The sequence below is a fragment of the Pseudomonas sp. H3_C08 genome (genome assembly GCF_054669455.1).
The window spans coordinates 2,090,269-2,113,079 of record NZ_CP162803.1 but is presented as its reverse complement, the minus strand read 5'-3'; the positions used below and the strand labels follow the sequence as shown (position 1 = coordinate 2,113,079).

At 57.5% G+C, this 22,811-nt stretch carries 16 protein-coding genes and 1 pseudogene; 11 read left to right on the top strand and 6 right to left on the bottom strand.

Annotation, left to right across the window (positions count from 1 at the left end):
- Nucleotides 1-56: 56 nt before the first annotated feature.
- Both AB4N74_RS09705 and AB4N74_RS09700 read left to right on the top strand, forming a co-directional pair.
- Nucleotides 57-1,166, top strand: coding sequence for an efflux RND transporter periplasmic adaptor subunit (locus tag AB4N74_RS09705; RefSeq protein ID WP_460099719.1), 1,110 nt, complete (start codon nucleotides 57-59; stop codon nucleotides 1,164-1,166).
- The gene (locus tag AB4N74_RS09700; protein WP_460099716.1) at nucleotides 1,163-4,252 is read left to right on the top strand and encodes an efflux RND transporter permease subunit; all 3,090 of its coding nucleotides are present in this window, start codon (nucleotides 1,163-1,165) and stop codon (nucleotides 4,250-4,252) included. The genes AB4N74_RS09705 and AB4N74_RS09700 overlap by 4 nt, the downstream gene beginning before the upstream one ends.
- 52 nt (nucleotides 4,253-4,304) lie before the next feature.
- On the opposite strand, the gene AB4N74_RS09695 is transcribed toward AB4N74_RS09700, so the two are convergent.
- The gene (locus tag AB4N74_RS09695; RefSeq protein WP_460099713.1) at nucleotides 4,305-5,219 is read right to left on the bottom strand and encodes a LysR family transcriptional regulator; all 915 of its coding nucleotides are present in this window, start codon (nucleotides 5,217-5,219) and stop codon (nucleotides 4,305-4,307) included.
- A gap of 214 nt (nucleotides 5,220-5,433) precedes the next feature.
- Here AB4N74_RS09695 and AB4N74_RS09690 point away from each other — a divergent pair, with 214 nt between their 5' ends.
- On the top strand, nucleotides 5,434-6,765 hold the full coding sequence (locus AB4N74_RS09690; protein WP_093431549.1) for a nucleobase:cation symporter-2 family protein: 1,332 nt from the start codon (nucleotides 5,434-5,436) through the stop codon (nucleotides 6,763-6,765).
- Nucleotides 6,766-6,796: 31 nt separating this feature from the next.
- A complete protein-coding gene (locus AB4N74_RS09685; protein ID WP_008077533.1) occupies nucleotides 6,797-7,306 on the top strand; it encodes a nucleoside deaminase in 510 nt (169 codons plus the stop codon).
- 73 nt (nucleotides 7,307-7,379) lie between these two features.
- Here AB4N74_RS09685 and AB4N74_RS09680 read toward each other — a convergent pair whose 3' ends face one another.
- From AB4N74_RS09680 to AB4N74_RS09670, 3 genes are all read right to left on the bottom strand, one after another.
- Nucleotides 7,380-9,848 carry a fimbria/pilus outer membrane usher protein gene (locus AB4N74_RS09680; protein WP_460101104.1) on the bottom strand — a complete coding sequence of 823 codons (2,469 nt, stop codon included), beginning with the start codon at nucleotides 9,846-9,848 and terminating at the stop codon, nucleotides 7,380-7,382.
- A gap of 197 nt (nucleotides 9,849-10,045) precedes the next feature.
- Nucleotides 10,046-10,795, bottom strand: a complete 750-nt coding sequence (locus AB4N74_RS09675; protein ID WP_095048991.1) for a fimbrial biogenesis chaperone — start codon at nucleotides 10,793-10,795, stop codon at nucleotides 10,046-10,048.
- A 68-nt stretch (nucleotides 10,796-10,863) separates the two neighbouring features.
- Nucleotides 10,864-11,469, bottom strand: a complete 606-nt coding sequence (locus tag AB4N74_RS09670) for a fimbrial protein (protein ID WP_093431558.1) — start codon at nucleotides 11,467-11,469, stop codon at nucleotides 10,864-10,866.
- Between the two features lie 321 nt (nucleotides 11,470-11,790).
- Between AB4N74_RS09670 and AB4N74_RS09665 the strand changes: the two genes are divergently transcribed.
- From AB4N74_RS09665 to AB4N74_RS09640, 6 genes are all read left to right on the top strand, one after another.
- Nucleotides 11,791-13,011, top strand: coding sequence for an EAL domain-containing response regulator (locus AB4N74_RS09665; RefSeq protein ID WP_460099708.1), 1,221 nt, complete (start codon nucleotides 11,791-11,793; stop codon nucleotides 13,009-13,011).
- 174 nt (nucleotides 13,012-13,185) lie between these two features.
- Nucleotides 13,186-13,893 carry a response regulator transcription factor gene (locus AB4N74_RS09660; RefSeq protein WP_093431564.1) on the top strand — a complete coding sequence of 236 codons (708 nt, stop codon included), beginning with the start codon at nucleotides 13,186-13,188 and terminating at the stop codon, nucleotides 13,891-13,893.
- Between the two features lie 7 nt (nucleotides 13,894-13,900).
- On the top strand, nucleotides 13,901-17,533 hold the full coding sequence (locus AB4N74_RS09655) for a transporter substrate-binding domain-containing protein (RefSeq protein ID WP_460099706.1): 3,633 nt from the start codon (nucleotides 13,901-13,903) through the stop codon (nucleotides 17,531-17,533).
- A gap of 104 nt (nucleotides 17,534-17,637) precedes the next feature.
- Complete coding sequence (locus AB4N74_RS09650) at nucleotides 17,638-18,021, top strand: hypothetical protein (protein WP_093431571.1); 384 nt, start codon at nucleotides 17,638-17,640, stop codon at nucleotides 18,019-18,021.
- Between the two features lie 310 nt (nucleotides 18,022-18,331).
- On the top strand, nucleotides 18,332-18,793 hold the full coding sequence (locus AB4N74_RS09645) for a hypothetical protein (RefSeq protein ID WP_093431574.1): 462 nt from the start codon (nucleotides 18,332-18,334) through the stop codon (nucleotides 18,791-18,793).
- A 115-nt stretch (nucleotides 18,794-18,908) separates the two neighbouring features.
- Nucleotides 18,909-20,537 carry a methyl-accepting chemotaxis protein gene (locus AB4N74_RS09640; protein ID WP_093431577.1) on the top strand — a complete coding sequence of 543 codons (1,629 nt, stop codon included), beginning with the start codon at nucleotides 18,909-18,911 and terminating at the stop codon, nucleotides 20,535-20,537.
- A 75-nt stretch (nucleotides 20,538-20,612) separates the two neighbouring features.
- On the opposite strand, the gene AB4N74_RS09635 is transcribed toward AB4N74_RS09640, so the two are convergent.
- Nucleotides 20,613-21,152: a hypothetical protein gene (locus tag AB4N74_RS09635; protein ID WP_093431579.1), complete on the bottom strand. Its 540-nt coding sequence runs from the start codon at nucleotides 21,150-21,152 to the stop codon at nucleotides 20,613-20,615.
- A 299-nt stretch (nucleotides 21,153-21,451) separates the two neighbouring features.
- Between AB4N74_RS09635 and AB4N74_RS09630 the strand changes: the two are divergent.
- Nucleotides 21,452-22,369: pseudogene (locus AB4N74_RS09630) on the top strand (fimbrial protein); the annotation flags it as partial.
- Between the two features lie 60 nt (nucleotides 22,370-22,429).
- Here the strand turns inward: AB4N74_RS09630 and AB4N74_RS09625 are convergent.
- Nucleotides 22,430-22,792: a response regulator gene (locus AB4N74_RS09625; protein ID WP_016984513.1), complete on the bottom strand. Its 363-nt coding sequence runs from the start codon at nucleotides 22,790-22,792 to the stop codon at nucleotides 22,430-22,432.
- Nucleotides 22,793-22,811: the final 19 nt, after the last annotated feature.

Here is a 22,811-nt window from a genome sequence, read left to right as displayed (position 1 = left end):
TTTCGGTCACGGGTCGGAGAATATGATGATCATCCTATTCCTCAGTAAGGGAACCTATGCGCCGGCTCCGACCTTTCCCCATTGCCGCATGCTTGTTGCCTCTTGCCCTGAGCGCCTGTGGCGAGTCTTCCAGCGGTGCAGATCCCCGCACACAGGCGCCGCTGGTCAGATCCGCTGCTGTTCAGGCGTCACCCGATGTCGCTCGTTCTTTCACCGGAGTGGTCGCGGCGCGCGTTCAGGGCGACCTGGGTTTTCGCGTATCGGGCAAGGTGCTCGAACGCTTGGTTGATACAGGACAGGCCGTGAAGCAAGGGCAGCCGCTGATGCGTCTCGACCCGGTCGACCTCGGGCTGCAAGCGCGGGCGCAGCAGGCGGCGGTCATAGCTGCTCGCGCCAGCGCCAAACAGACAGCCGACGATGAGGCTCGCTATCGCAAACTGGTCGGCGTTGGCGCCATATCGGCATCAGCCTACGATCAGTTCAGAGCCGCCGCGGAGACGGCAAAGGCGCAGCTCAACGCCGCGCAAGCGCAGGCCGACGTGGCCCGCAATGCTTCGGGTTATGCGCTGCTGGTCGCTGATGCGGACGGCGTGGTGGTGGAAACACTCGCTGAACCGGGACAAGTCGTCAGTCCGGGACAACCGGTGGTGCGATTGGCCCGCGCAGGGCAACGCGAAGCCATCGTGCATCTGCCCGAAACCCTGCGCCCGGTTGTCGGCTCCACCGCGCAAGCCAGCCTCTACGGCATGAATTCAGCGGCTGTCACGGCAAAACTGCGGCTGCTTTCGGACTCGGCAGACCGCACAACGCGCACGTTCGAAGCGCGCTATGTGCTCGAAGGGCCGCTGGCCAATGCGCCAATCGGTGCGACCGTGACCCTCAGCATTGCCGAGGGCGCCACCCAGACTCAAGCGCTACAAGTCCCCATCGCTGCCGTTTACGACCCAGGCAAAGGACCCGGTGTGTGGGTGATCGCCGGAACGCCGGCAAAGGTGACTTGGCGAGCGGTTCAGGTGCTGGGGGTGAGCGATGATTCGGCGCGCATCGCCGGCGACCTCACTGCCGGTGAGCAGGTTGTAGCGTTGGGCGCCCATCTGCTGCGCGATGGCGAAGAAGTACGATTGCCGCAGCAGAGCGAAGCCAGCGCGGCCGGGAGTCGTCCATGAGCCAGGGACGCTTCAACCTTTCGGCCATCGCCGTGCGCGAGCGGGCGATCACGGTGTTCCTGATTTTTCTGATTGCCGTTGCGGGGACTTTGTCGTTCTTTCAACTGGGGCGTGCGGAGGATCCACCGTTCACGGTCAAGCAGTTGACCGTGATTACCACGTGGCCCGGTGCGACGGCGCAAGAGATGCAGGATCAGGTCGCCGAACCCCTTGAAAAGCGCCTGCAAGAACTCAAGTGGTACGACCGCTCGGAAACCTACACACGCCCTGGACTGGCGTTCACGATGGTGTCGTTGCTCGATAGCACGCCGCCCTCGCAAGTGCAGGAAGAGTTTTATCAAGCACGCAAGAAACTCGACGATGAAGCCATCAGGTTGCCGGCCGGTGTGATCGGGCCGATGGTCAACGATGAATTTTCCGATGTGACCTTTGCGCTGTTCGCCTTGAAAGCCAAAGGCGAGCCACAGCGCTTGCTGGTGCGTGATGCGGAAGCCATGCGCCAGCGTCTGCTGCACGTGCCGGGGGTGAAGAAGGTCAACATCATCGGTGAGCAAGCCGAGCGCATCTACGTTTCGTTTTCCCATGACCGGTTGGCGACCCTCGGCTTGTCGCCGCAGGACATCTTCGCCGCGCTGAACAGTCAGAACGTGCTGACGCCCGCCGGCTCCATCGAAACCAATGGGCCGCAGGTTTTTCTGCGCCTCGACGGTGCCTTCGACAAGGTGCAAAAAATTCGCGACACACCGGTCTCCGTGCAGGGGCGCACACTCAAGCTCTCTGATGTGGCGACGGTTGAACGCGGTTACGAAGATCCGGCGACTTTTTTTGTGCGCAATAACGGTGAAGACGCGCTGTTGCTGGGCGTGGTGATGCGCGAGGGCTGGAACGGTCTCGATCTGGGCAAGGCGCTGGATGCCGAGTCCGCGCGGATCAATACGGAAATGCCATTGGGCATGACGCTGTCCAAAGTCACCGACCAGGCAGTCAATATCGACTCCGCTGTCGGCGAGTTCATGGTGAAGTTTTTTGTCGCGCTGCTGGTGGTCATGCTCGTTTGCTTTCTCAGCATGGGCTGGCGAGTAGGCGTGGTGGTCGCTGCCGCTGTGCCGTTGACCCTGACGATAGTGTTCGTGGTGATGGCCGCCACCGGCAAGAACTTTGATCGGATTACCCTCGGGTCATTGATCCTCGCGCTCGGGCTGTTGGTCGATGACGCGATCATCGCCATTGAAATGATGGTGGTGAAAATGGAGGAGGGCTACGACCGCATCAAGGCGTCTGCCTATGCCTGGAGCCATACGGCGGCGCCGATGCTGTCCGGTACGCTGGTGACGGCAATAGGCTTTTTGCCCAACGGTTTTGCCCAGTCCACTGCCGGCGAGTACACCAGCAACATGTTCTGGATCGTCGGCATCGCATTGATCGCTTCCTGGGTCGTCGCGGTGGCGTTCACCCCGTATCTGGGCGTGAAATTGTTGCCGGACATCAAGAAGGTCGAAGGTGGCCACGCGGCGATCTACAGCACGCCGAATTACAACCGTTTCCGTCGGCTGCTGACCGCGGTGATCGCCCGCAAATGGTTAGTAGCAGGCGCGGTGGTCACGCTGTTTTTCGTCGCCGTGCCAGGCATGGGGCTGGTGAAGAAACAGTTCTTCCCGACCTCTGACCGCCCCGAGGTGATGATCGAGGTGCAAATGCCCTACGGCACCTCGATCGAGCAGACCAGCGCCACGGCCGCCAAGGTCGAAGCCTGGTTGCAAAAGCAGGATGAGGCCAAAATCGTCACGGCCTATATCGGCCAGGGTGCGCCGCGTTTCTTCCTGGCGATGGCGCCAGAATTACCCGACCCTTCGTTTGCGAAAATCGTGGTGCTGACGGACAGTCAGCAAGCACGCGAAACCCTCAAATTCCGGCTGCGCGAAGCAGTTGCCGAAGGACTCGCGCCGGAAGCCCGTGTCAGGGCCACGCAAATTGTGTTCGGTCCGTATTCGCCGTTTCCGGTTGCCTACCGTGTGATGGGCCCTGATCCGGTGAAGCTGCGCGATATCGCCGAGCAGGTCCGGAGCGTGCTGCAAGACAGCCCGATGATGAGAACGGTGAACACTGATTGGGGGCCGCTGACCCCGACCTTGCATTTCAGTCTCGATCAGGACCGTCTGCAGGCAGTGGGGCTGACCTCCAATGCGGTCGCCCAGCAACTGCAGTTTCTGCTGAGCGGAGTGCCGATCACGGCGGTGCGCGAGGATATTCGTTCTGTGCAGGTCGTCGGGCGTGCGGCGGGCAATATCAGGCTCGACCCGGCGCAGATCAAGGGTTTCACTTTGGTCGGCGCGTCGGGACAACGCATCCCGTTATCGCAGATTGGCGAGGTCGATGTGCGCATGGAGGACCCGATTCTGCGCCGCCGTGATCGCACACCCACGATCACTGTGCGTGGCGACATTGCCGAAGGTTTGCAGCCACCGGATGTTTCGAGCGTGATCCTCAAGCAGTTGCAGCCGATCATCGAGACACTGCCCTCCGGTTACCGGATCGAGCAGGCGGGGGCTATCGAAGAGTCCGGCAAGGCGGGCAAGGCGATCTTGCCCTTGCTGCCGATCATGATCGCCATGACGTTGCTGATCATCATCGTGCAGGTGCGTTCGATCGCGGCGATGATCATGGTTTTTCTCACATCACCGCTAGGCTTGATTGGCGTGGTGCCGACGCTGCTGATCTTCAATCAGCCGTTTGGCATCAATGCGCTGGTCGGTCTGATTGCGCTGTCGGGGATCCTGATGCGCAATACGCTGATTCTGATCGGGCAGATCCATCACAACACGCTGGAAGGGCTGGACCCGTTCCACGCCGTTGTCGAGGCCACGGTGCAACGTGCACGTCCGGTACTGCTGACGGCAATGGCGGCCATCCTGGCCTTTATCCCCCTGACACACTCGGTGTTCTGGGGGACGCTGGCCTACACCCTGATCGGCGGCACATTCGTCGGCACCATCATGACGCTGGTGTTCCTGCCGGCGATGTACTCCATCTGGTTCAAGATCCGCCCTGAGCACCAGGCTCAGACTGGAACAGTCAGACTGGCGTAGTAACAACGCCTGCAATCGAGGCCCGCTTTCGCGGGCCTCTTTGTCCCCCCCGTCAAAGTGTGGTGATCTGTCCGTTGCGGTCCAGCTCATACACCTTGTTGCCCTGCAATTTCTCCTTCAGCGACCGCTCGGCCTTGCCCAGCGGTCGCTGCCGCGCCCACAACAAATCCACACCGATCTGCCAGTCCGTATGCGGATACGCCGAGAGCTGCAGTTCCACCAGCTCACCCTTGGCCAGTTCACGCTGAACGAGCTGGCGGGGCAGGGTGGCCCAACCGAGCCCGGCGCGGACCATTTCCAATAACGCCAGATAGCTCTCCGCCTGCCACAACTGGGTCGAGCGCAGGTATTCGCTGCTTGGCAGTTTGCTTGCGTGGGCGCTGAAGGCCAGGCGGCGATGGACGTGCAGGTCGTCGAAGGTGACGTTGTCGAGTTGCGCCAGTGGATGCTCGGGGTGGCAGACGTGCAGCATGATCAGTTTGCCCAGTTGCTGGAACGCCAGTTCCTTGGGGTAGCCGGGCTGCGAAAACGCCACACCGAGTACCGCTTCGCCGCTGCTGACAAGTTCGCTGACGTCGCCATACACCGGATGGCGGATGATCAGGTCGACAAAGGGGAACGCGGCTTCGAAGGCTTTGAGCACCGGCATGATCGGGCCGTACGGCGTTTCAATGGCGAGCGTCAGGCTGGTTTCGACGTTGTCAGACAGGCAATCGGCGTGGGCTTCGAAGGTCATGCAGCGTTCGAGCACGGCTTCGGCCTGCACCAGCAATTTGTGGCCGCTGGCGGTGAGGGCAGGGCTGCGGTTGCTGCGGTCGAACAGGTCGACGCCAAGGTCGGTTTCGAGGTTGGCAATCGCCGCGCTGATGGTCGATTGGGTCTTGCCCAGTTGGCGCCCGGCGGCGGAAAACGATCCGCTTTTGACCACTTGGACGAACATCAACAGTTGATCGAGTGAGAAGCGCAAGCGGTGAACTCCCGGGTCGAAAATAAAGGTTTGGAGTGGCTAACGAATGCCTGATTGTGCCATCGAAAAAAACGATGGTTGCTAATTTGTTTCATCGTAATAAACGTTCAACTATGGCCCCGCGTCAAACGATCTCCGGGGCGGATCTGACTTTCAAGCGCCCCTGAGCATGCCCGCGATCTCAACAGATGCCGCACCTTCAGGAGCGTGTGAAATGACTACACAACGCATTCATCCGGTGGACGAGGTTTTGCCACTGCGACAGTTGTTCACGTTTGGCTTGCAGCATGTGCTGGTGATGTACGCGGGAGCGGTGGCAGTGCCGCTGATTCTCGGCAATGCCATGGGGCTGACCTCGGCGCAGATCGTTTTACTGATTAACGCCAACCTGTTGACCTCGGGTGTGGCGACGTTGATTCAAACCCTTGGCTTCTGGAAGTTCGGCGCGCGGCTGCCGCTGATTCAGGGCTGCTCGTTCATAGCCCTGGCGCCGATGATCATGATCGGCAAGGAATTCGGCCTCAGTCAGATTTTCGGTGCGGTGATCGCGGCAGGCTTTATCACCATTGCTCTGGCACCGGTGTTCAGCCGCTTGCTGCGGTTTTTTCCGCCGGTGGTGATTGGCAGTCTGATCACCATTATCGGCATCTCGCTGATGCCGGCAGCGGCGATCTGGCTGGGCGGGGGCAATCCCGACTCGGCGGACTTCGGCAATCCCGCGAACTTGTTGCTGGGCCTGGCCACAGTCAGCGTGACGTTGCTGATCTACGCCAAATTCAAGGGTTTCATTGGCAACCTCAGCGTGCTGATTGGTCTGTTCGTCGGCAGCCTGATCGCAGCGGCTTGCGGCATGACTCACTTCGGTCGGGTCAGCGAAGCGGCGTGGTTTGAGCTGAGTGCGCCGATGGCCTTCGGCGCCCCGGAATTCGCGCCGGTGCCGATTCTGATCATGACCCTGGCGATGCTGGTGATCATGGCCGAGACCACCGGCAACTGTCTGGCGATCGGCAAACTGACCGGCAAAGCCACCACGCAACAGACCCTCGGCAACGCGTTCCGCGCCGATGGCCTATCGACCATGCTGGGTGGCTTGTTCAACAGTTTTCCCTACAACGCTTTCACTCAAAACACCGGTTTGATCGCGCTTTCGAACGTGAAAAGCCGCTTCGTCGTGGCCGCGGCCGGGGCAATCATGGTGCTGATGGGCTTGTTCCCGAAACTCGGCGCGTTGATCGCCGCAGTGCCGACGCCAGTGCTCGGTGGCTGCGCGATCGTGATGTTCGGCATGACCACGGTGGCGGGGATTCAGGAACTGTCACGGGTGCAATTCGAGGGCACTCGCAACGGCATCATCGTCGCCGTATCGGTGAGCGTCGGCGTGCTGCCAATGTCCTTTCCGGCGCTGTTCGAGCACGCCGGCCCGACCCTGAAACTGGTGCTCGACAGCGGGATTTTCCTCGGTGCGATCACCGCCATCGTCCTCAACATCCTGCTCAACAACGATAAAAAATCCACTGAAACCATCGGCGCTGAACTGGCCGACTGACTGTTTGTTTTCCACTGCCCAGGAGTTACCCATGAATCAATTCACTCAGCTCATCCCGGCCGGCGTCAGCGAGCTTGATCTGACGTTGCTGCGCCAGACCATCGCCTTGTCCGAGGCATCGAAGCAACGCGGTCGCCATCCGTTCGCGGCATTGGTGGCCGATCGCAACGGCAAGGTGATTGTTGAAGCCGGGAACAATTCGATGCCACCGGAAGGCGATCCGACTCAGCACGCCGAGTTGGTGGCGGCCGCAGCAGCGGCAAAACTTCTGTCGCCGCAAGAGCTGGAATTGTGCACGCTATATACCAGCGCCGAACCTTGCTGCATGTGCGCCGGCGCGGTGTATTGGACGGGCATCGGGCGGGTGGTTTATGCCTTGTCGGAGCATGCGTTACTGGGATTGACCGGTGACCATCCGGAGAACCCGACGTTCTCGCTGCCGTGCCGCGAGGTGTTCGCCAAGGGGCAGCGCAAGGTCAGTGTGTTGGGGCCGATGCTGGAGGGCGAGGCGGCTGAGCCGCACAAGGGTTTTTGGTCGTAACAGGGAGCTCCAGAAACGACAAGGCTCTGAATAAATCAGAGCCTTGTCGTTTAAGACTGACGAATTGAACGTGTTATTTCGATGTGTCTACGCTGGTTGAGCAAGAAAGCCTGTAATGCTCATAGTTCAAATCCTTTAGCCTTTCTGGCAGCTTGTAAGGGGCGGGGCAACTCTTGCCCTGCCACTTGATTGTGATGATGCCTTGATCTTTGGTAACAAGCGCTAACGCCTTGCCGGTGGGGTCGGAAAGCGCCAGTTGTTTACCATCGGCGTCCATCAGTACGGCTCCGAATGGGAGGGGTTTGCCCTCGGCATCGTAGAGTTCGAACTGGATCCGTCGACCTTTGCTGCCCTCGAAGCGCGCGAGCACGACTGAACCTCGTCTCGGTACGAGTTGTTGAGTGGCGTTGTCCAACTCGATTTCACCGCCGAGATTGCGTGTATCCAACGTCACCCAGTTCACGCGATAGGGCTGTGCATTTGGAACGACGGCATAGCCGTTGAGGCCGGTTTTTACGCCGGAGTAGCTGCTGACTTCTACCCCTGACATGCCAGGCACCGCGACCAGTGCGAATGTTTCGCCGACGGTCTGGCCCATGTTGATGCCCCCCGCGTGGGCCACGATTGATCCGGCCGCGCTCAGGTTCTGTGATTCATAACCGCTGCCTCGGCTATAGCCCAATCCAAGATCACCCATCGCTGTACGGGTACTCAGGCTCAGTGAGCCAGAGCGATCACCTTGCACACTGCGCCCGGTCTGTACGGAATAGTAGGTGTCACTGTCTTCAGTCAGATAACCATTGATCCCGGCTTGTGTACTGGTGCCGGTATTCTGATGATTGCTGGAAATATAGGCGCGAGGTGCGCGAGGTGTCGATCCGAGTGGGAATGAAATCGAAACGCTCAATTGGGTGTCGTGAGTGGTGTCACCGCGTGCGCCGAACTCTTCGGTTTTACTCAAACTGATGTTGTAGTTCAGGTCGCGCCAATTATTGTTGTAACCGGCAGAAAAGCTGCGCGAACCACCGCGATCCCAATAGCGCTGATCACTGGCATTCAAGTACAGCGAGCCGTACTGGCGCGCTTCGCCCAGGGTCTGGTTGACCGTGAGGTCGGTACGGGTTTTGGCGTTACCTGCGCGCCGCGTAGCGCCGGTGCTGGTGTCCTGAACGTGGTCGGTCAGCGTGCGGTAACCCTCGGTCGAATAACGATAGGCGGCGAGGGTGAAGCTGGTATCGGTGCCGGTGAAGGTCTTTGCATAGAGCGCGCGTACGCTGCTGCCCTGGGTCGTTTTACCGAATGCCTTGCTGGACGATTGCGTGAGGTCCAGTGACATCGCGCCAATCGACGTGTTCTTCGCCGCACCGACGGAAAGCGCTTTGAAACCGTTGCTGGCCTGAATGCCGGCAATGCCCGTCAGGTTGCTGGTCAAGCCGTAGGCGAAAGTACCGCCCAGGAAGGCTGGCTTGTCGTAGCCTTCGCTGTTGTTGTTGAATTTGCCGCTCGACAGGCTGTACTTCAATTGACCCTCACGCACCATCGTCGGCAAGGCGGAGAACGCCTGCCGGGTGACCTTGCGCCGACCATCCGCTTCGACAACGGTGATCTCCAGATCACCATTGGAGCCCGATGGATAGATATCACTGATCTCGAACGGCCCCGGCGGCACGTTGGTGGTGTAAAGAATGTAGTTATCCTGGCGGACCTCGATCTTCGCATTGGTTTCAGCCACGCCACGAATGATCGGCGCATAGCCGCGCTCACTGTCTGCGCGCATGCCTTCATCAGACGCCACCTTGACGCCTTGATAGCGCACGCTGTCGAACAGATCCGAATCGGAGAATATTTCCCCCGCACTCAGTTGCCCCTTGATCGCCGTGAGGTCGCGCTGGATGAACGTGCGGTTGCTGACAAACCGATTGGGCCGGCCGGTGGCACTGCTCAGATTGGACTCGTTGCGCAAACGCCAGGCACCGAAGTTGATGCCGTTGCGCAGCCCCAGATTATTGGAGATTTGCGTCGAGTAATCGGTTTTGCTGCGGGTGCTGCTCAACTGATAGTTGATGAACCCGGCGGCCACGCCATCGTCCCAAAGTTCTGGGTCAACATAGCCGCGCATGCCACGTGCCATCGCGACCTGCGGCACGCTGATATTGAGGCGCAGGCGGTTGGCGTCAAAACTGATACTGGCTTGCTCGATCATCGACGCAAGATCGTAGTGATCGGCCGGCCGTTGCTCGTCAACCAGGCCTTGCTCACGCAGTTTGCGCATGTCTACGCCCAACTGCTGTAACAATTCCAGGGTGATACGTGGCTCGACTTTGCCGTTGAGCGGGTTGGCAGCGAAATCAACGTCGCGACGACCGACCAGCGTGCCGTTGCTGAACACGTCAACGCGATATCGGCCCGGCAGAACGCTGTTGGCATTCAACAAGGGTTGCAGATCGACCGCCGATGAACCTTCCAGAAACAAGGTATTGAACGCCTCACCCGCTACCGCGGCGGGGGCTTCGGCACCCATGGCGAATCCACAAATGGCCATATTGATGGCAAAGCACAATGGATGCAGGCAGCCCAACGCCGTTTTGTTTTTATGGCGCGCAACGTGATGCTTTACACAACTTGCAGATGTGTGGTGTTGGGAGGAAAACATGCAATTTGCCTTATCAGTCCGTGTTGCTTCAACCGGAGTCCGGAACTCGTAAATAGCTTGTGAATTGGCGGGGTGGGGCGGGGAAGTTACTGGGCGGATGCATCTTTCACGCGCTCGGCATGACTTTCGGTAGCGCTGAGTGGTGCATCGAATCGTTGTTGTGCGCCGTAATCGTTAATGGCTGAAAACGTCAGGCGCGGAGATCCAGGTGGCAACTCTTTCAAGTTGAATGAACGAACTTCGCCCGGAACGATCATTGTCGAATCAATCACCAACTCTGCTTTTTTTCCTGCAGCGACTTTCAGGTCGGCCAGCGACACATGGTAATTACTCTGGTTTTTTACTTTCAGTACCGACTTGCCAGCTTGCGTGACCAATTGCCATACAAGTTGCACCGGCGCTTGCGCGGCGTCACCGGTCAGTCCGTTCGGGCGAAAGAAAACCTTGATGCGCTGACGCACCGCCAGTTGCAGGGTGTTGACATCGGCAGCACTGGCCTGAGGGATTTCCTGCACGTTCAGCCACACCACCGACTCTTTGTCTGCAGGCATGCCCCGGCCCTCATAGAGAATCCTCAACAGTTGCTGTTGATTGGGTTCGAGTCGGGCCAGCGGTGGAGTCACCGCAAATGGCGGCGCGCTGCCAGCGGTGTCGCCGGCATCCAGCCACGATTGCGCCAGGATGGTTTGCCCGCCGTTGCGCACGGTGACGTTTGCCTCTTTGTGCGCGCCATCGAAGATGACCCGGGTGGAACTCAAGGAGATGCTGGCGAATGCCGAGTGCGTCATCAACACCCCGGCAAGCCCCAGACACAGCGGAAAATAGCGACTTAACATAGTTTTCACCGATTGATCTGGTCGGGAAGGACGAGGCACAGCGGCCCCGTCCAGGTATTGCGCGCTGCTTATTCGTATTCGAGAACGAACGGCAGAGTGGCGTTACCGGTACCTGCAGTAGCGGTGGCCTTGTCGCCGGTGGTGACGTAAGCGGCTGCGAACGACAGGGTGCCGTCGCCGCCAGTGGTGCCGTCGCCAGTCAGGCTGGTCTGAACTTTGGCTGTGGCTTCGGAACTCAGGTCGATCAACTGGCCGTTGCTGTCCAGCAGCGCGATACCTACGCCTTTGGCCGCATCAGTACCTTGCAGCTTGAGAACTTTCTTGCCATCAACCAGGCCCGAACCGCCGTTGACGGTTGGTTTGAACAGCATCGACACCTTGGTGCCGGCGTTGCAGTTCACTTTCAGGTTGAAATCATTGGCAGCCACGCGACCAGCACCCGGGGCAGAATCGGTGCCCATGTCTTTGATCGATACGCTGCCCATGTCCACGGCAATCATCTTGTCGTTACCCGAAGCGCCATCTACCGAGCACGCATCGTTGTTGATGACGCCGGTGAAGCTGATTTGACCGCTGCCGCCCTTGACGGCTTTAGCGGCTTCTTCTTCAGCCAGTGCACCAGTGGAGGCAGCCAGTACGGAAAGAGTGAGTACTGCGAAAGCGAACTTTTTCATGTTTATATCCGAAGTTATTGTGAAGTGCTGCATTGAAATGCCAGGCCATGTTAGGTTGGTGATAGCGATGGGTCTTTGAGATTTGTCTTAAATCGTAGCAAGTGCGAGCAAGTCAGCAATATCGGAAGTGAGTATTTATATCTTGAGTTAATTTACGGCAGACCAAATGAGACAATTCTTAAAGTCGCGCGGGTTCTATTTGGTTAGTATTCGCGGATGCAGAAATTCTCAGTCAGTGCAAAGTTTGTCGGTGTTCTTTCTGCTTGAAAGATAGTTCAGATGTTTTGCTATTAATGGCTGATAGAAAGAGGTTCCCGGTTTGTGAACACGCTTCGTATATTGGTATTGGAAGATCACGCCTTCCAGCGCACGGCTGCGGTCAGCGCGCTTAATAGTCTGGGTTACAAAAATATCTTTCAGGCGGCTGACGGCAAAGATGCGCTGGCTTTGATATCTCAGGCAGGGGGCGTGGACGTTGCGTTGTGTGACCTGAGCATGGCCGGGATGGATGGTTTGACCTTTTTGCGCCTGGCGAGAGAGGCCGGATTGATTCGCGCAGTGATCATCTGCAGTTCGTTGCCTGAAGACTTGTTGCGCACGGTTGATCGAATTGTCACGTTGCAGGGCCTGGAATTGCTTGGCAGTGTTGCAAAGCCGTTGATGGTCGATGTGCTGGCGCCATTGCTGGCGCGCTATCGGCCGCACAGCCAGGTCGATGTCAAAGTGGCGGAAAGTCATCTCGATCAGCCTTCGGAGAGCGAAGTGCTTGAAGCGATACGTCGGCAGGAGTTTCGCGCGTACTTCCAGCCCAAGTTTCATCTGCGCAGTGGTGAAGTGGATGGCGCCGAGGTGCTGGTGCGCTGGCAAAGCCCCAGTCGCGGGTTACTTTCACCGGGCATGTTCTTGCCAACGATCGAGCGTTGTGGGCTGCTTGACGAAATGTTTTTCAGCCTGCTCACGCAAGGATTGAGTCTGCAACGTTTCGTGCAGTCCCACGGCAAACCGTTCAAGCTGGCATTCAATCTTGACGTGACGCAGATGGCCAACCCGAATCTTGTCGATCGGATCAAGGCGCTGTTGCGCATTCACGGTGCCTCGCCAGCCGGGCTGATATTCGAGCTGACGGAAACCGGTCTGCTACAGATGCCCGAGATCAGCATGGAAAACATGGTGCGTCTGCGCATGCTCGGCTTCAGCCTGGCAATCGATGATTTCGGTGTCGGCTATTCTTCGCTGGAGCGACTGTGTCAGATGCCGTTCAACGAAATCAAACTCGACGCCGGCTTCGTGCAGAATTTCCAGCAGGCTCGCTACAGTGCGGTCATCCACGGTGCCTTGGCCTTGGCGCGCGAGCTGGACATGCGTGTGGTGGCAGAAGGTATTGAAACCGCAGACCAGGTTCATCACCTGGCTCGACTCGGTTGCCAGTGGGGGCAGGGCTTCTTCTACGCTCGACCCATGAATTGGGCGCATCTGGTCGATTGGCGCTTCGAGGGTCAAAAGTCGTCCTGGCGCCGCGCAATAGGTACGTCCGACCTTTGATGCGCGCTCGCGGTCTGACTTTTGGGACAAAGCCCTATTTCGTCGTGTCTTCAAAACAATCATCATGTGCCGAGAAATCAATCAGATGCACCTGAAAGCTTCGGTGATGCCCGGGATCTGCTGCGGTTGCCAAGTGCTGATGATCCTTCAACCCTCCTCATCATGGAGCTGCTCATGCATTGGTCAGTCGTGAATCCGTTACGCGTTGCCATCCTTGATGATCACTCGCTCATACGTCTGGCGATGAAATCGCGGCTGACGCGCGAAGCCGAGTTCAGTGTCGTGGGCGTGTACGGGAGCAGCGCGCAGTTGCTCGCTGGATTGCGCGAGGTCGAAATCGACCTGCTGATACTCGACTACAAGCTGCACGATGGTGAGCTGGACGGGCTCAATCTGATTCGGCTTCTGCGCAAGCAATATCCAGACATGCGCATCCTCGTCTCATCCTCTGAAGAGCGCCCGGCGGTGGTGAACATGGCAATCGGAGCGGGCGTCAGCGGATTCTTCGGCAAGTCCCAGCCAGTCGATGACCTGATCACGGGCATCCGTTGCGCAGCGTCCGGCCAGTTGTACCTGTCGCCGGCAATGGCCTTCGAGCTTGATGTGCTGCCTGCGTCGGTCGATGAACCTGCTGGTGCCAACGATGACGGCGCGGCGCACAGCGACGATTTCCTGAGCAATCCTTTGCTGTCGCCGAAAGAGAAAGAAGTCTTGCGTTGCTGCCTCGAGGGTATGGGGGTGACGCAGATTGCTTTGAAGTTCTCGCGCAGTCGCAAAACCATCAGTGGGCAAAAACAGGCCGCTTTCAAAAAGCTTGGCATTCGTGGTGATGCAGAGCTGTTCAAGTTGCAGCACAGCCTGACAGCCGACAACCAGGGATAACACGCTTATGTTTCAACTGTTGCGCGGTGTTTTGCTCGTCAGTGTGCTTTTCGTATTCGGTAGCGGGTCGTTGTGGGCAGCAGAGCCGCGCACTCTGCAGGTGTTCGGTCGATCAGACTGCAAGACGCTGCAGGTCGATCTGGGCAATGAAGACTGGAGTTGGCTGCGGCAGAAACGCAGCCTCGTATTGGGATCGGCACTTCCGGATTTCCCGCCTTATGTCATGACCGCCAGCGGTACGCGTTATGAGGGCATTGCCGCCGACATCGCCTGCATTATCGGCCAGGCCTTGCATGTCGAAGTTACCGTCAAGGCATATCCCGACCGTCGCGATGCCATGGCGGCGCTTGAACGCGGCGACATCGACATGTTGGGCAGCTCCAACAGTTTCGAGTTGATCGACGGCCTCGTCGCGCTCAGCAAGCCTTATGTCGAAGACGTGCCGGCAATGTTCATGCGCGGCGATGATCGGCGACCGATGCCGGCCAATCTGGCCGGTTTGCGTATTGCGGTTGCCGACGATTACCTGCCATCGAGTCAGTTGCATGGGTTGTATCCCAACGCCGAGTTCGTACTTTTCCCATCCAACGAGTTGGCACTGGCCGCGCTGGCGTTTGGCAAAGTCGATCTGTTTCTGGGCGATACGGTGTCCAGCAATTATCTGATCAACCTCAACTACTTCAACTATGTGCGCCTGCACTCGTTCGTCAAAACGCAAACCAACGGTTTCAGCTTTGCCCTGCGCCGAGGTAATGATCAACTGCTGCGTCTGATCGACTCGGTCATCGAGTCGATGGGTGAGGGCAAGATAGCCGAAATCACCAAGCGCTGGTCCGGTGGCGGCGGGGCACTGACACCCAAACGTATCGATCTGACACCCGGCGAAGCACGCTGGCTTGAGCTGCACCCGGTCGCGCGGTTCGTGATCAATGATGATCAGGCGCCATTTGCGTTCTTTGATGGCGATGGCAACTTTGGCGGAATCGGCGCCGATCTGCTGGAACTGATTCAGCGGCGCACCGGTTTGCAGATCGATGTGGAGCGTACTGACAGTTTTTCCAGCTTGAGCACACGCCTGCTGGATGGCAGCGCCGATATCTCGTTGCTGACGCCAACGGTCTCCCGTGAAGTCGGTATGCGTTTCACTCACCCATTCCTCGCCAGTCCCTTTGTGATCGTCACCGCCAAGGATGCAGGCGCGCCTTCAAGCCTGCAGGAGCTACGCGGCAAGCGCGTCGCCGTCCCCGAAAGCTCCGCGGAGCGTGAGTTGCTCAAGGATTATCCCGACATTGAAATTGTCGACAGCGAGACAGTGCTGGGTGCGCTGGCTGACGTGAAGGATGGGCGAGCGGACGCGATGATTACCACGTTGCACGGTGCGCGCTACTACATCGCTCACATCTACAGTGACAGTTTGCGCATCTCCAACATCGTCGGCATGAACAAGGGGTTCCTCGCCTTCGCCGCCCGGCGCGCCGATACCGAACTGGTCAGCATTCTGAACAAGGCCCTGCTGAGCATTCCACCAGACGAGCTGGACGTGATTCTCAACCGTTGGCGTCCCATTGCCGCGTTCTCGGGACTGTCGTGGCGCGATTACAAGGTGTTGATCTATCAAATCAGCGCTGGTGCCTTCTTGATTATCCTCGGATCGCTGGCGTGGAATTTCTATATTCGCCGGCAGATCCGCGAACGCAGTCGGGCAGAGCGCTTGCTCGGCGATCAACTGAAGTTCATGGGGGCGCTGATCAACGGCACGCCGCATCCCATTTACGTACGCGATCGGGAAGGTCGGCTTGTCACCTGCAATAACAATTATCTGCAGACGTTTGGCCTTTTGGAAAAAGACGTGATCGGCAAGACCGTGCTCGAAAGCGGCAAGCGCAATCGCCAGGAAGCGTTGCAATTTCACGATGACTATCTGCGCGTCATCGAGCGGGACGAACCTTACGAGGTGGATCGCACGCTGCATGTTGGTGAAACGCGGCTGATCATTTATCACTGGATCCAGCCTTATCACGACACGACGGGGGAAGTCAGAGGCGTGATCTGCGGCTGGATCGACATCAGCGAACGCCGCGAACTGATCGAGGAGTTGCGTTCGGCGAAAGAGCTGGCCGATGAGTCGAGCCGCGCCAAAACCACGTTCCTCGCGACCATGAGCCACGAGATCCGTACGCCGATGAGTGCCGTGATCGGCATGCTCGAACTCACCCTCAAGCGCGCCGAGCAGGGCCACTTTGATCGACCGGCGATTGAAGTCGCCTACGACTCGGCGAAAGGCCTGCTGGAGCTGATCGGCGATATCCTCGATGTGGTTCGCATCGAGTCTGGGCATGTCAGTCTTTCGCCGAAACGTGCCAACCTGCGCGAACTTGTGGAGTCCGTGGCGCGGGTGTTCGACGGCTTGGCCAGGCAGAAGAGTCTGGTATTGAAGCTCGATATCGACGCCACTGTCGGCTGTGACGTACTGGTTGATCCGATGCGATTCCAGCAGGTGCTCTCGAATCTGGTCGGCAATGCCATCAAGTTTACCGATACCGGGCATGTCAGCGTCTCGATTCGCGGCCAACGCCTTGCTGACGAACGTTTGCAGGTCGATCTCAAAGTCGAGGATACCGGCATCGGCATTTCCAGCGCTGATCTGCAGAACCTGTTCCAGCCGTTTTCGCAAGCCAATCACGGCCCCTCGAACCGGGGCGGCACCGGTCTGGGATTGGCGATTTCACGTTCGTTGTGCGAGTTGATGGGCGGGCGACTGAACATCACCAGTACGCTGGGCAAAGGCACCTGCCTGGAAGTGTCGCTGTTCTTCAATATCCTCAGTCCGCTCGGCGGCAAGGTGCTGCCTGTTTCGGTTGTCCAGGACAAGCCAGTGCCGACGCTGCGGATTCTGGTAGTGGATGACCAGAGCGCCAACCGTCTGCTGCTGACGCAGCAGCTCAGCTTTCTTGGCCAGGCGGTGCGTGATGCTGCCGATGGAGCGCAGGCATTGGCATTGTGGCGTTCGGAGCCGTTCGACATTGTGATCACGGACTGCAACATGCCGGTCATGAACGGCTACGAACTGGCCCGCACTATTCGCCTGGACGAACGCGACAGTGGTGGAGCGCCGTGTATCGTGCTGGGCTTCACAGCCAACGCGCAGCCGGAAGAAAAAGTGAAATGCCGAGAGGCGGGGATGGACGACTGTCTGTTCAAACCGATCAGCCTCAGCACCTTGTCGACCCTGCTTGCCGGCTGGGAAAAGGACGTCGAAACCGAGCCAGTTGAAAGCCCGCCTGCGGTGGGTATCAAGGAGCTGGGGTCGATTCGCGAGCGTCTGACCGAGCTCACCGGAGGCGATCTCGACATGATGAAAGAACTGCTGCGCGAGGCGCTGTCGAGTTGTGAGAAGGATCTGGAGGAGCTGCATTCGCTGATACCCGAAAGCGATCCCGGGTTGTTGGCTGACCTGGCACATCGGATCAAGGGCGCGGCGCGCATTGTCGCCGAGCATCAGGTCATCGAGGCGTGTAACGACCTTGAGGCCGAGTGCGAAGCGCCGGTCATCGATCCACTGGATATCAATCGCAGCGCGTTGAAGCTGGAGCATGCACAGGCTGATCTGATCAAGAAAATCAAACGGGTCGAGCTGTAACCGTATTGGCGCAGGGCTCTGCTGACTGGCCTTGCATTGAAGGGGGACGTTAAAGATCATTTTGCAACGGGCGATACCTTGGTTAATAACCATGGAGTTTCGCGATGATCATTCGACGTCCTTTATTGATTGCCTGTCTCTGCCTGCTGAGTTTTGACACCGTCAGCGCGGCCCAGTCTGCGCCTGTCAGCGGAGTGATTCGCTTCAGCGGACAGATCGTCGAGACAAGTTGCATGGCGAGTGGCGCCAGCCGTGCTTCTGCTTCTGTCGAGCTGCTTGATTGTCCGCAGGCGAGCACTGGTCAGATGTTCTCGGTGACCAACGTCAGTGCGGCAGGGCGGGGTGAGCCGCGCCAGCAAGTGTTCGTGAAGATGATTGCCGATACCCACGAGCAGGAAAAATATTACGACCAGCGTTTGCTGCTCACGGACAACAAGGGCCATCAGATAACGACTGGCAATTACGTCGTGACGCTGACGCTGCCTTGATGGGCTGAGAAAGAATGAGTTTGCGCCCCTTGTTTCAAGGTTACTGACAAAAAGGGGCGTTAATAATGAGAATTGTCTGGTTCGTATACGACCGTCCCGCGCTTCTGGCATTGCGCCGCTCGCCACCGTTGCAAAATCCCTCCCTCCAAAGACTTTGAACCAGGCCGGGCCTCGCTAGCGCGGGCTTGTCATCAAGGTGTGGTTTTCGCTCAGCGATCCCTGCGGTCATTTTGAGACAAGTCTCATATCGGCCAGGTTGGCCCTTTGGTTATTTTCTTGAAAGGAAGAATGGAGCTGCCAAAGGTGTCCGATGTTTCTTGAAAATAACCGAAGTCGATCCTTGCGGATCCTGATCGCCGATAACGACGTGCGTAGAGGTCTGTCGATTGAACAACAGTTCAACAAGCTGGGCTGTCTCAGCGTAGTGAACGTCTGTACTTATCGTGACCTGAGAGTACTGACGTATTACTGCCCCCAACGGCTCAGCCTGGTCGTCGTCAATGCTGAGTTGCTCAACGAGATGGCGATGGATCCGCTCGATTTTTTTGGGGAAAACCCGTTGATTCGTCACCTGCTGATTTTCAACCCCAGTGATGATCATCAGTGGTCGAAGACCGTCTTCAATCCGCATCCGCAACGCTGGATGCGTCTGGTCTCGAAAATCGATCTGCCGCGATTGGCGGATTTTCTGATGCTGGCCGACCCGACGCTCAAGGAGCTGGCGGAGCCGGCCTCATCCGACTCCACGCTTTCTTCGGGCGCAAACCGCTAGCTGTTGCGCCTTCGCGCGGTCATCCGCTTGTGCTTTGAGGTGCTATTGCTCAGCGCCTGCTTTGCTGCCCGCTCGTTTGCCCCATTGTCTTGAATACACTCTAAGGTAAGGCATCATGCTGCTTCGTAAACTCAATCTCGCGCCGCGTTCGGCGCTGTGTTTTGGCTTGTTCTGTCTCATGATTATCGCGATCGGATTGATCGCCTTGCAGCAAGTCGACTTGCTCAATAAGGCGGAGACCTATGTCGAGACGACCATCGTGCCGAGTATCAAGCTACTCGGACAACTGGATCGTGAACTCATCGAAATCAAGGGCAATAACGCCCGCCTGCGCAACCCTATCGAAACACCTGAGCGTAAGGCTCAGGCCTTGATGGACATTCAACAGTCGCGTCAGCTCATCAAAAAACATCAGCGCGCACTCATTGATCTGCTGGCAACTGACGCCGGGCGTGAGGCCTTCGAGGCGTTCGCCAAAGCACAACAAGTCAATGATCAGGCGCAGGACCAATACCTTGAAACCGTGGCAAAAGGGCAGCTTGAAGCGGCCATTGCGCTGTCAAAGAATCAGATGCGTGCCGCCTCGGACGGCGTGCAGGTCGCGCTCAAGAAGCTGATTGCTCTCAATGAGATCGAAGCTTATGAAGCGGGCAAGCAGGCCGACAATGTCTACGAACACACGCTGTGGATCGTCAGTGTGTTCATTATCATTGCCATCGGTGCTTCCTTGGCCTTGGCGGTGTTGTACACGCGCAGTCTGACGGTGCCGATTGCAGGCTCACTAAGGGTAGCGGAGTGCATCGCCGCCAACGATTTGAGCGAAACCATCGCGCTGGATGGTTCCGATGAGGCAGCGCAGATGCTGTCGTCGTTGGCCGCGATGCAAGCCAGTTTGCGTGATGCGCTGATCATGATCCGTGACTCGTCCACGCAGTTGGCCGAAACCTCGGAAGTCATGCACGGCGTCACCGAAGATATTTCGCGTATCACTCAGCGTCAGAGTCATGAAATCGAAATGGCCGCCACCGCCGTGACTGAAATGAGTGCGGCGGTGGAGCAGGTCGCGGACAACGCCGCATCGACCTCGCAACTGACGTCGGAATCAAGCGCCGCAGCCATTGCCGGTAAAGCCCAGGTCAGCGAAACGGTCGCGGCAATCAATCTGATGGTTTCCAGCGTGCATGGCACCTCGGCAGAAGTGCAGGCGCTTTCTACGATGGCGAGCGATATCAGCAGCGTGCTGGACGTGATCCGAGAAGTCGCCGAACAAACCAATCTGCTCGCGTTGAACGCGGCCATCGAAGCGGCGCGGGCGGGGGAGGCGGGCCGTGGCTTTGCCGTGGTTGCAGATGAGGTCAGAGGGCTGGCGCAGCGTACGCAGAAATCGACCGAGGACATCGAGTCCATGGTCAGCTCCATTCAGTCGGGCACTAGCAGGGCGGTTTCTTCCATGAGTCACACCCGCTCTCAAGCTGAAAGAACACTCGAGATGGCCAATATCGCCGGCGAAGTGCTGACTGACATCACTGGGTCTCTGAATCTTATCAATGAACGAAACCTGCTGATGGCGACCGCTGCCGAAGAGCAGGCTCAGGTTGCGCGCGAAGTGGATCGCAGCCTGATCAGCATTCGCGACCTGTCTTGCGAAACTGCAGAAGGCTCGAAACAGACCGCCGTTGCGTCGGCGGAGCTTTCGCAATTAGCAGCATCGCTGAATAAGTTGACCAAGGAATTCAAGCTGTAAAGAGTGAGCAGGAAGCCCTGATCACCAGGGCTTTGTTTGATCCGCGGTCAATCCTGTTGTGCAGCGGCCGCTACCTCATTTCTGTGTTGGCTGCTCGGTTTGTGCCGTCAGTTGTTCAATACAGGTGGCGAGTTGTTTTTCATAGCTTTCAAGCACCGCTTCGGCTTCAGCTTCGCGCTCATCACGCAAGCGAAAGAAGTCATCGCGACTGAGCTGGTCCGCTACGAGGCGGATATTTTGCTCGATGATCGCGCACAGTGAATCTTCATCCTCTAACGCGGCGCTGGTTTGCGCCGCGCGTTGAGTGTTTTCGAGCTCCGTCTTTGCCGTCTCGGCGGCCTTCGCCTGTTCCTTCGCGGTAAGCAGGTCAGTCTCCAGTGCCTGCTTTTGTTCTGCCAGACGCTTGAGTTCTGCGCTCATTGACTGGATGGCATCGGCTCGCTGTGTGAGCTGAATCTCCTGCTTTTGCACCACGGCCTTCAGTGGAAACAGATTGTTGAGCTCATAACCGGCGGCGACAGTCATGGCGATCAGCGCCAGTGCCAGAATCGTCAGGCAATAGATGGCGGCGTTGCTCTGGGGTTTTGGGCTATTGAGGGTATCGAGGGCTCTCACGGAATCGTTTCTCCTTTCAAGAGTGGACAGTGTAATGACCGATTTCCGTTGCGCCTTTAAGACGAGTCTTAAATTGTCTGTTGGTTATCTGCGCTGGTAAAGGATGGTGTTCAATAACGTGTCCTTTTATAGGTTTTTCCGATTTGGCTAGTTAGCTATAAATCTATGAGAATTGTCTGTTTGTTGAATAAATAAACTTTTTGCGCAAGTGCTGTTTATTTATTATCTTCTCGTTCCGATTGTGGTGATTTTGCAGCCGATTAAATATTCGCGCCATCGTCAGTCATTCAGTTGTTTGCATGCAATGCAGAGTCAGAGAGAGTGCTATGAAGTTATCCCGTATATCAATTGTCGGACTCTTGTATATGCTGTCGTCAAATACAATGGCGGCGGTATGCGAATTTTATCCCGACAATTCCATGGGCGACCTCCGAGTTGTCCTTCCGGCCACGATCTCGGTGCCGCGGGACACGCCGAACGGCACGGTTATCTATGAAAGCCCAATCGTGACCCTGGGAGCCATTCCCAGTTCGTTCAGGTGCTCTGCGGTACACAATGAAGGTGTTCGCAATTCTGTGGGCGTCACCCAATCAGGCGCGCAGATTTTTCCTGTTGGAAATACCGGGATCGGCTGGCAATGGATTCGACCGCCATCGGGCAAAGCATGGAAAGGCTTTCCGGGAGACACCGACGTTGCTGGCGGTTGGGGGTGGAATGGCACTCAGCACATCTTGCGTCTTGTAAAGACGGGTGAGATTTCCGGTAGTGCGACGATACCCTCAGGCCAATTGGGGAAATTTGTCGCTGCTGAAATCGAGCCTCTGGCATTGAATACAAGTGGCACGCGGGTGGTCTCACAGTCTTGCGAAACACCCGATGTAAAAGTTGATATGGGTAGCTATAACTTGAGCGATTTCCCGAAGAACGGTGCCTATGCCAAGGAGCAATACTTTTTTCTCAGTATGAAAAACTGTCCTGCCGGAATAAACAACTTCCGCTACTCCTTTTCGCCCACTGCGGGCAGCCCTCTGTGGGACGCTAATACTGGCATGGTAAATCTGAACAGTAGTTCCACAGCCAAAGGTTTGGCATTGCAGATGCGCTTCAGAGACGGGAAGCCACTCAAGCTGAATCAGAACTACATAATGAAAGCGCCTACATCGGAAGGCGGGAATGCATCTGTAGACTTGCAAGCCCGCTTCGTGCGCGTTGAACCCGCGAATTCACAAATGAGAGCGGGCAATGCCAATGCCGAAATTGCCTTTGTCGTTGAGTATCTATGAGGAAGCCAACAGCTTCTTCACCTCAGCCACAATCACCGCAATGTCGAAAGGCTTGGGCAGCACCACGTCAAACAGATCCGAGCGCTGCATGCCGATGTGCGCCTGCGCTCCACTCATGAGAATGATCGGCAGGTGTTTGACGGAAGGCTGAGCACGCACGGCTTCGGCGAATTCGAGGCCGTCCATGACCGGCATCATGAAGTCCGTGATGATCAGTGCTGGCCGTTCTCTCTCCAGCACTTCGAGGGCTTTCTTGCCATTGCTGGCCGTCACCGTCATGAAGCCTTCATCCTCCAGCGCAAAGCCAAGAATGTCAGCAATCAGATACTCGTCGTCGACTACCAGGATGGTGGTCATGTTATTTCAACCCGCTCGA

What these genes read in the sequence shown, in the direction of transcription:
- AB4N74_RS09675 (WP_095048991.1), bottom strand. Translation starts at nt 10,795, where the DNA reads ATGTTAAGTCGCTATTTTCCGCTGTGTCTGGGGCTTGCCGGGGTGTTG.
- AB4N74_RS09650 (WP_093431571.1), top strand. Translation starts at nt 17,638, where the DNA reads ATGATCATTCGACGTCCTTTATTGATTGCCTGTCTCTGCCTGCTGAGT.
- AB4N74_RS09655 (WP_460099706.1), top strand. Translation starts at nt 13,901, where the DNA reads ATGTTTCAACTGTTGCGCGGTGTTTTGCTCGTCAGTGTGCTTTTCGTA.
- AB4N74_RS09705 (WP_460099719.1), top strand. Translation starts at nt 57, where the DNA reads ATGCGCCGGCTCCGACCTTTCCCCATTGCCGCATGCTTGTTGCCTCTT.
- AB4N74_RS09690 (WP_093431549.1), top strand. Translation starts at nt 5,434, where the DNA reads ATGACTACACAACGCATTCATCCGGTGGACGAGGTTTTGCCACTGCGA.
- AB4N74_RS09670 (WP_093431558.1), bottom strand. Translation starts at nt 11,469, where the DNA reads ATGAAAAAGTTCGCTTTCGCAGTACTCACTCTTTCCGTACTGGCTGCC.
- AB4N74_RS09640 (WP_093431577.1), top strand. Translation starts at nt 18,909, where the DNA reads ATGCTGCTTCGTAAACTCAATCTCGCGCCGCGTTCGGCGCTGTGTTTT.
- AB4N74_RS09645 (WP_093431574.1), top strand. Translation starts at nt 18,332, where the DNA reads ATGTTTCTTGAAAATAACCGAAGTCGATCCTTGCGGATCCTGATCGCC.
- AB4N74_RS09660 (WP_093431564.1), top strand. Translation starts at nt 13,186, where the DNA reads ATGCATTGGTCAGTCGTGAATCCGTTACGCGTTGCCATCCTTGATGAT.
- AB4N74_RS09680 (WP_460101104.1), bottom strand. Translation starts at nt 9,848, where the DNA reads ATGGCCATTTGTGGATTCGCCATGGGTGCCGAAGCCCCCGCCGCGGTA.
- AB4N74_RS09685 (WP_008077533.1), top strand. Translation starts at nt 6,797, where the DNA reads ATGAATCAATTCACTCAGCTCATCCCGGCCGGCGTCAGCGAGCTTGAT.
- AB4N74_RS09625 (WP_016984513.1), bottom strand. Translation starts at nt 22,792, where the DNA reads ATGACCACCATCCTGGTAGTCGACGACGAGTATCTGATTGCTGACATT.
- AB4N74_RS09700 (WP_460099716.1), top strand. Translation starts at nt 1,163, where the DNA reads ATGAGCCAGGGACGCTTCAACCTTTCGGCCATCGCCGTGCGCGAGCGG.